The 8,962-nt window shown below is 44.7% G+C and carries 6 protein-coding genes and 2 pseudogenes; 4 read left to right on the top strand and 4 right to left on the bottom strand.

The annotated features are described in order from the left end of the window. The 4 genes and pseudogenes from RMO27_RS21680 to RMO27_RS21665 all read left to right on the top strand — a co-directional run. Nucleotides 1-203, top strand: a pseudogene (locus RMO27_RS21680) (hypothetical protein); the annotation flags it as partial. Nucleotides 204-233: 30 nt separating this feature from the next. Then, nucleotides 234-602 (top strand): VOC family protein, encoded by a 369-nt coding sequence (locus RMO27_RS21675; RefSeq protein ID WP_309736497.1) that lies wholly within the window; start codon nt 234-236, stop codon nt 600-602. A gap of 83 nt (nt 603-685) precedes the next feature. Beyond that, nucleotides 686-937, top strand: a pseudogene (locus RMO27_RS21670) (hypothetical protein); the annotation flags it as partial. A gap of 55 nt (nt 938-992) precedes the next feature. Further along, on the top strand, nt 993-2,084 hold the full coding sequence (locus RMO27_RS21665) for a DNA polymerase beta superfamily protein (protein ID WP_309736495.1): 1,092 nt from the start codon (nt 993-995) through the stop codon (nt 2,082-2,084). Nucleotides 2,085-2,226: 142 nt separating this feature from the next. On the opposite strand, the gene RMO27_RS21660 is transcribed toward RMO27_RS21665, so the two are convergent. The 4 genes from RMO27_RS21660 to RMO27_RS21645 all read right to left on the bottom strand — a co-directional run bounded on the left by RMO27_RS21660 (nt 2,227) and on the right by RMO27_RS21645 (nt 8,797). Further along, the gene (locus tag RMO27_RS21660; RefSeq protein WP_309736493.1) at nt 2,227-3,426 is read right to left on the bottom strand and encodes a glycosyltransferase; all 1,200 of its coding nucleotides are present in this window, start codon (nt 3,424-3,426) and stop codon (nt 2,227-2,229) included. A gap of 18 nt (nt 3,427-3,444) precedes the next feature. Next, the gene (gene cobM / locus RMO27_RS21655; protein ID WP_309736491.1) at nt 3,445-4,245 is read right to left on the bottom strand and encodes a precorrin-4 C(11)-methyltransferase; all 801 of its coding nucleotides are present in this window, start codon (nt 4,243-4,245) and stop codon (nt 3,445-3,447) included. 63 nt (nt 4,246-4,308) lie between these two features. Continuing rightward, the gene (locus tag RMO27_RS21650; protein ID WP_309736489.1) at nt 4,309-5,424 is read right to left on the bottom strand and encodes a glycosyltransferase family 4 protein; all 1,116 of its coding nucleotides are present in this window, start codon (nt 5,422-5,424) and stop codon (nt 4,309-4,311) included. 310 nt (nt 5,425-5,734) lie between these two features. Further along, nucleotides 5,735-8,797: an AAA family ATPase gene (locus RMO27_RS21645; protein WP_309736487.1), complete on the bottom strand. Its 3,063-nt coding sequence runs from the start codon at nt 8,795-8,797 to the stop codon at nt 5,735-5,737. Nucleotides 8,798-8,962: the final 165 nt, after the last annotated feature.

Raw genomic sequence — 8,962 nt, 5'->3', positions numbered from 1 at the left:
CGGCAGCGAGCAAGATCACTTGGATAGGAACAAAAGTAACAGGCAAGCATAGTGGCACGATCGCCATCAAATCAGGCTCGATTTTCGCAAATTGCTTTGTGTCCAAATTATTGAAGATTCGGGTGGAATTTTGCAGTACATGGAAGCTAGAAATCCGCACACCGACAACCGATCCCAGTGTGAATCTATTTAAGTTGTGCTAAGTTTCGATCGCTGTTACGATCGTCATATTCATGCTCACATCTGCTCTGGTCACGATCGCTAGTGTCAATTTTGATCGCCTCATCGATTTCTATACCCAATTTCTGGAGATTGCGCCCCAGAAATATCGTCCTGATGTCTATGCCGAGTTCCCGATTCCAGGGGTAAAACTCGGAATTTTTCGTCCCCATCCCAGCAATCATCACGAATTTGCGCACCCCAGTCAGAGCGGGATGAGTATTTGTCTAGAGGTCAATAGTTTAGAAGACTCGATCAAAAAACTCGCCCACCTCGGCTACCCACCACCAGGCCAAATTACCACCGCCTCCCACGGTCGCGAAATCTACGCCTACGACCCCGATGGCAACCGTCTGATTTTACATCAAGCAGCCAGTAGCTGAATCGATCGAAGATCGAAAACACATGATGATTGGAAAATTGTAGATGATGACGCCAACCTTCAAACGATGCCGCACCAGGGCACACGCCAGGAAGCTTGGCTTTATATAACCAGGAGACAGGAGATCTTTTGTCAGGAGATACCCTGGTCAGTGATTTCGGCTGTCCGAGAGCTAACCTCCCACTATTTACACCAGATTGCGATCGATTAGTGGAGAGTGCTTTAAACTTGATGGCATTAGAGCCAAAATATATTCATCCCGGACATGGAAAACCCTTGCCCTTGTCAGCTTACGCCAAAGTCAAGGAGCAACTGACCGGCAAATTGAGCAGATAGCCAATCATTGCGGCTGCCCTTCCCACAATCTCTCCACTCTCTACCCTCTGAATCAATGAAACGCATAGAAGTCGAACAACGAACGATCCTAATTGGCTTGGCTGGTAGCCACGGCTATGGTTTGAGCCGTCCTGGTTCCGATCTCGACTATCGGGGCGTGTTTATTGCGGGCAAAAAATATTATTTGGGTTTTGATAAAGTCGAGCAAAAAGATAGCGGATGGGATACAGAACCTGGGATTTTTGATTGGCTCGACGGACAGAAAGATACGGTTATTTACGAACTAAAAAAATTCATTCAATTATTAGCCGGAGCCAATCCCAATATCATCGAGCTACTCTGGCTCAAACAGTACCCAGTTAAAACAGAAGTCGGCAAATATTTAATCCAAAATCGGCGGATGTTTCTCAGCAAGCGGGTAAAGCACACCTATTCTGGCTACGCTTTCGCGCAGATAAAGAAAATTGAATCTCATCGTAAATGGCTACTAAATCCACCTCAAGAACAACCAACTCCTGAAAAGTTCGGTCTAGCCGGAGAACGCCCACTAAATAAAGAAGAGTTAAATGCTTTCCTGGAATATCTATACAGTTTAGTGCGCGGTAAAATCGAATATCTGGCGGAAGCTCAAGAGCTACATCAATTATTAACTGGGAATATCGACTATAAGGGATTATTAAAACAACATAACCTGACAGATGAGGTTTTGGAATATACCCAAAGTCTGACCAATAGTCGGGGCGACTTTATTAAATTGCTCCAAAAAAGTCAACAGTATCAAAATGCCTTACGGGAGTGGAATGCTTACCAATCATGGCAAACAAATCGTAATCCCGCCCGCGCGGGGATGGAAAAACAATCTGGTTTCGATCTCAAACATGCGATGCACTGTATCCGTTTATTACGTAGCGGCTTAGAAATTTTACGATCGGGTGAAGTATTTGTCGATCGACAGGAAGTTGGCGATGCTGATGAATTTAGAGCAATTCTCAATGGTGAATTGACTTACGAACAAGTTACCACAATTGCCGATAATTTAGTCGCCGATCTCGATCGAGCATACGATGAGTCGATGTTACCCCACCATCCCGATCTCCCTGCTATCAATCAACTTTGCATAGATTTAGTTGAAAAACAAGGATGGTAATTTCAGTGAATGATGGTGCAGCAAATCCTAACTCCCCGCTGTCTTGACTGAAACGCACGCGGAGGAGACTTCAGCGCGATTTCAGTCGCTCCCCGCTCCACCCTTTCCAGAAATCTCATCTGCAATCTCAATCTGCGATCGCTTATTTATCAACATCGGTGACGCGCCAACTCAGTTTCAAATTAAACCAAAAATTCCAGAAAGTCACGATCGAGATCGCGATTAATTTAGCTACATATTCATTCACATGCCCTAGATTAAACAGTAAATTGACGATAATCACATTTAAAATCACACCTGAAAGACAAACTAAATTGAATTTTAAAAATCTCCGCAAACGTTGACGATGGCCTTGCTGGGAACTGCTAAGGTCGCGAAACGTCCAAGTATCATTCCACAAGAAGTTATTGACAATCGCAATCTCTGAAGACAAAATTGTGCTCCGAGTTAATCCCAATCCAAAGAATGTTCTTAATAAATAAAATATCCCCAGATCGACAAAGACACCACTAAATCCCACGATCCCAAACCGCAGAAAGCGAGCGATCGGCCATAAGGCAAACCGGAGGGCGATCAGATGCTGAAGGTACTCGATGTATTGTTTCCAGGTCACTTTGCTAGCACCAGCCGTCCGTTCTCTAAACACATATCCGACTTCAGCAATCCATCGAATTTGGCCTCTGGCGGTCACTTCAATTAAGATTTTGTAGCCGACGGGACTCATCCGCTTGTTGGCGATCGCGCTGCGTTTGACCATAAAATAACCACTCATCGGATCGGAAAGCCGACCGATGACTTCGGGGAGAATGGCCAAACCCAGCATCTGGGCACCCCGCGATAAAAATCGCCGCACCAAGCTCCACTCACTGACGCCACCGCCAGCGACATTCCGGCTAGCCACCGCTAATTCGGCACCGGTGGCCATCTCTTGCCATAGTTGCGCGAGAGTGGCGGGGGGATGTTGGAGATCGGCATCAATGACGCCCAAAATTTCGCCCCTGGCGGCTTGCCAACCTCGGATCACAGCGGTGGATAAGCCCCGCTCGGTTTGACGATGCATGACGCGCAAGTGGGGATAGTGAGGCATTAAGTCGGCAGCTACTGCCCAGGTGCGATCGGGGCTATCATCATCAACCACAATCAGTTCGTAATCTTCAGGCATGAGTCGATCGAGTAAGTCGCTTAAAATCCGTACTAGTTCCTGGATATTTTGACTCTCATTAAAAGTCGGAATCACCAGTGAAAATTTGAGCGATTTTTGGTTGGCATTAATGAGCGTGTCTCGATCGGGAATAATTAATGAGCTAACCGGAACTGGTAAGAACGATCGCGAATTATGCATTCAGAATTTTTGATTAAGTTACGGTACTTCCCGTCCCAAATCCGAGGATGAAGGTCTAAATAGATGATGGTGTTGGGGATGATATAGTTGCGATCGCGTCAACATTGGCGCACCGGTCGCAACTTGGGTTAGGGCGGGACTGATGATATACATTGTCGTCCGCACGAGCTGTTCGCGAGCCGTAACTGCGGCCATCTCGCTCAGGGGCACGACCCAGATTTGCTCGTCTTCCCAACCGATCTGAAAACAGATGGCCACCGGTGTCTGCGGGGGATAATGCTGGAGTAATTGGGCTTGGGCTGTCTCCACATGTCGAGCGGCTAAATAGAGACATAAACTGGCTTGATGAGCGGCTAAACTAGCCAAATCTTCGGCTGTTGGTACTGCTGAAGCTCTACCCGTCGGACGGGTGAGAATGATCGTCTGGACAAGTTCGGGGACAGTGAGTTCGGCTTGGAGTTTGGCTGCCGCCGCTTGAAAAGCACTAATCCCTGGTATTAATTCGATCGAAATAGCTGCGGCTCTGAGGGCATGGATCTGTTCGGTAATGGCACTATAGAGTGTCAAATCGCCGGAGTGCAAGCGCGCGACCATCAAGCCAGCTCGCACCCGATCGACGATCATCGCGATAATCTGTTCGAGGGTGCGATCACTAGTTTTGATAATTTCCGCGTCCTGGCGGGCGTGCTGGAGGATGCGATCGGGAATGAGTGAATCTGCATACAGGATCGTATCAGCAGTAGCGATGATTCTTTGTCCTTTGACGGTCAATAGCTCGGGATCGCCAGGGCCGACACCAATAATATACACTTGGGGCATGAATGCGTGCTGAGCGGTCAATTCGATCTTACCATTTGGATCTATTTTCCCGACTGCCTAACTTCAAATGAACCGTTCGATATTTTCTCGGATTCTGACACCTGTTTTTTCCCAAGTGTATATGTCCCAGAACCGACGATGAGCATATTCGCCAAATGCTTGACATTGTGCAGGCGAATCGAGGATTTCAATTAGCTTTTCGGTTAGTTGTTGGGGGTTGTCTGGTTCGACTAGATAACCATTTTTACCTTCAATAATCAATTCAGGTATCGCGCCAATATTGGTTGCAACGACAGGTAATTTGTGAGCCATGGCTTCCAGAAATACGATCCCAAATGGCTCTAATCTAGTCGGCAGACAAAAAACAGCAGCTTGCTTGAAGTATTTAGCAACCTCTGCAAGTGGAACCTTTCCCAACACTTGACAGTTAGGAACATCGATTTCTGGCGTACAACCTACAATCGTCAGCGTTGCAGTTGGAAATCTATTCAATACTATTTGAAAAGCTTCTGTAAGTACCAAACCTCCTTTTTTTTTCCACTCAACTCCAACAAATAAAATATTCTTCCGAGCATATCTGGAGTCATCGAATATATCATCTTGAGATACGGAGATATTTGAGCCACAATAGACGTCGATCGCGCGATCTGGATCGCAGCCATAATCCTTAACGACCGAGTTGGTAATATTGTCACTCATCGTAAAATTTAGTGTGGCGTGATGATAAACTTGGTGTTCGCATTCGATCCAGGAGTTAGACGGTAGATTTTTCTTATTAAATCCTGGGTAGTCTAGATTAGCTAGAGCAGTATGATCGGTGTAAACAAAATGAGGTATCCCAGGAATACTCGCATCAAACAATGATTGTGTTTGAAATGTAAATAGATAATCGCGACCTTGTAATCTCTTGACAATCGCTGTTCTCAACTTATTGAAAAAATATCTGATATAAAGTCTCCTGTTACCGATGTTAAGCGTTCGATTTAACATTTCCATTCCATATTCTTTGAGAGTATGGAAAATAGTTGTTAAGTCTTTGGTATTGACTAGATCGGTGAAAACGTCGATTGTTTCGATTTCAAAACTGGGAAATTCTCTAGTTAGAATCTCATAAATAGTCTCATTGATATGTGAAAAGCCACCATACTTTATGAAAGCTATTTTTTTTACGCTACTCATTATTTTTTTACACATCAACGACTAAAGTTAAAGCAATGCGTTATAACCGATTGCGGTGCATTAAAATTTATCTAAAGTCTATATATTTGTTTAAGTCAAAAATTTACGTTGTGATCGATCGACTAGTTGCAGGCAATTTTGTAAAATTGAAACGAAAATATTAACCCTAATTATGGGCGATTTTGGATTGCATGAATACTACCGATCGACAGACGAATAAAATTGCTTTATCATCTGATCGGTAGATGATAAATTATTTTAAGAGAATATGGATTGTCATCACTTCAGCTCGGAAAGTGCTGTATCCGATTTAACTAATTACCTGAAGTTGAGAACCTTGCGCCGTTTTGTGAACTTCGATCCGAGTTTGAAAAGCTTCCCGAAATTGGGGCATGTGGGTGACAGTCAGAATACAAGCAAAGTCGGCAGAGATCGCATTAATCGCGGCAATTAATCGATCGCAGCCTTCGCGATCTTGAGTACCAAATCCTTCATCGACAATCAGTAGTTGGAGGGGCGTTCCTGCCCGTTGTGAGAGTAGCTTTGCTAGTGCAAGACGGATTGAGAAGTTAATCCGAAAAGCTTCACCCCCAGAATAAGTTTCGTAAGATCTAGTCCCATTCGCATCGCCAATGACAATATCGAGAGTATCGATATACTTAGCACTTTTGACACTAGCTTTTTTAGTCCGACTACCTTTAGTCGCTTTTTGGGTGATAAATTGGACGTGAAATTGATTGTTGCTGAGTTTGGAGAGGATTTGATTACTTTCAGCTTCGAGTTGCGGCAAGATATTTTCGATCACCAAGGCTTGAATGCCATTTTTACCGAAAGCTTTACTGAGTTCGTCGTAGATTTTTTGCTGTTGTTTGCACGCATCTAACTGTTGTTGTTGCGATCTCAGTCGATCTTTGATGTGGTGAAGTTGGGTGAGTTGTTGTTCGAGACTACCGATGCTTGAAAGCTGAAGATCTAGTTGGTGGCGACGCTCGGCGAGCTGTTGTTCGATCGCGAGAATGCGCGCATCATTGTCAGGAATTTTGGCGATCTCTAGGCTGATTCGATCGATCTCTTCTGTCGATTTTTGGCGATCTGCAATATTTTGGCGTTCGTTAGTCTCTAATATTTGAATACGTTCTAATAACTGGGGATGAGTTTGTTGGGCTTGTTGGACTTCTTGATATTGAAGCTGAATTGATTGTGACTCACGCAAGTTAGTAGCAACTTGGTTGTGATAATCGCGATTGTATCCAAGTTCCTCAATCTCGCGAACTACTGCGGCTAATTCTAACTTTAAATCTGAATTAGTTTGCAGTAAATTAATATTTCCCTCAATTGCCACAATTTCGATTTCCAATCGCTCTTTCCGCTCGATCGATTGTTGCTGTTTACGTTCGGCATCTTTAATGCGTTCTTGTTTGACTTCCGCCCACCGGAATTTATCGACTTCACCTCTGGCGAGAGCGTGACTTTGTTCGCTATAGTTAGTTGCCTCTAATTGAACTATTAATTGTGAGAGTTCTATTTGTAGCTCACCAGCATAACTTTTGGACTCAATCGCTAGTTCTAGTTGTGATTTCTCGATCGCAATTTCTTGGAGATTGACTTGGAGTTCGGCGACTGAATCTAGCTGTGCTTGAAGTTTGCCCCGTTGTTCGCGGAGACTTTCAGATCCGGCTAATTCGCGGTTTAACTGTTTGTACTGCGCGATCAGATCTTCACGTTCGCGGACATATCGCGAGTGTTCCTCCTGAGTTGCAGAAATCTGTTGCTCGATATTGGCACGTTCGCTTTTGGCACTAGTTAATACATGTTCCCAATGATTTTCATCTAATGGTCGATCGCAGACTGGGCAACTAGCATCGGGAACTTCTAACAATTCTAATTTGCGATCAAGTTCTAATAGTTGTCGCTGATAATTGCGGCTGTCGGCATCCAAGCGTTGAATATTCTCTTTCTTAGTTAAACCTTTCTCTTCGATCCGCTTTTGATAGACTTTTTTATTGTCTAATTCGGTAATCTGCGTATCTAGTAGATTTAGTTGTGCTAATAATCGAGACTGCTCGTTAGTTTTGAGCTTAATTTGCTGCTCTCTAAGCATAAGTTCATTCAGTTTGGCTTGAATTTTCGCGGCTTCTCGATCGATCTTTACAGTCAAGATCGATCGTTCTTGTTGAAGCGGTAATACTTCAGCTTGCAAGCGATCTAATTCAGTCACTCGCTGACGACACAATTGCAATTGCGCGATTGCTTTGGTGACATCGCCAGCAGTAGCGAGCGTGGTTACTAATTCCTGTTGCTGCTGGATAACTAATGCTAATTCAGCTTGACTGCGACCGAGAGTTAGTTGCAACTCTTGAGTTTGTCGTTCTAACTGTTGTTGTAATTGCTGTTGTTTAAGCTGACTCTGTTGATAAGTATTAAACTGTCGATCGAGGACTTCTACTTGCTGCTGTAAACATAGATAAGCTTGATAAGAGACTGAAATCTCATCCGATCGAATTAACAACTCATCCAACCGATTTTTATCAATATTGAGTAATTGCAGATCGGCTTGAATTTGGGTGGCGGCTTGAATTAATTCGCGATCCCGTTTTTGCTCCCAGTCAAGTTGTTGTCGCCAAGTTTCGCGCTGTCTGGCGATCGTTTTAAAACTTTCGAGTTCTTTTTCCTCGACAACTTGGACTTTCTGCAATCGATCAATCTCGACTTTGACCGTATCCCGCTGCTGGGTAATCCCCTCGATTTGGCCTAACTGTAACTCATCAGCGGCCAAATTTTCCGTGAATACTTCTACTTGCAGTTTATATTGCTTCGCCGTATCTTTGGCGCGATCGGCTAATTGTTCGTAGCGATCGAGCTTCAATAAATCTGCTAAAATCTGCTTGCGATCGGTCGGCTTTTTGAGCATGAACTCATCAGCCTTACCCTGCCGTAAATAGGCTGAATTGATAAACGTATCGTAATCGATTTTGAGATAGTCATCGATCAAGGCTTGAGTAGATCGAATGCCTTTTTGCGTCAACGTCCGAAATTGGCCGCCACTAGTCTGAATCTGAAACTCCAAGCCGCCATTCCCATCCCGCTGGCGGGAGCGAATAATCCGACAAGTCTCGCCGTGCATCATGAAGGTGAAATCCACCCGCACATCCATCGCCCCATTGCTAATTGCGTCATCCTCACTGACGGCGCGACACTCGCCCCAAATCGCCCAGGTAATCCCTTCCAAGAGCGAAGACTTGCCCGCACCATTGGCACCACAAATGCACGCGGTATGCAGGCCTGTAAAATCCAAACTGGCTTCGCTATAGCTGAGAAAGTTTTTGAGAGATAGTTGCAGAGGTATCACGATCGATCGCCAGATAGAGGTCACCTAGACTCTATGATAGAGAGTTTTGGCGCGCTTGTGGTATTTTTGTGCTAGTTCTAGGAGTGGGGGATAGGGAACTTGTGAGATCGGCAGAGATCTGAGGGTACCCACAAGGGGCACCCTTACAGTTTGATGACGTAGGGGTGCCCCTTGTGGGTACCCTGGATC

This window comes from Chamaesiphon sp. OTE_75_metabat_556 (assembly GCF_031378165.1).
Classification (GTDB): Bacteria; Cyanobacteriota; Cyanobacteriia; order Cyanobacteriales; family Chamaesiphonaceae; genus Chamaesiphon.
The sequence above is the reverse complement of the archived record's forward strand: the minus strand, read 5'-3'. Positions and strand labels throughout refer to the sequence as shown.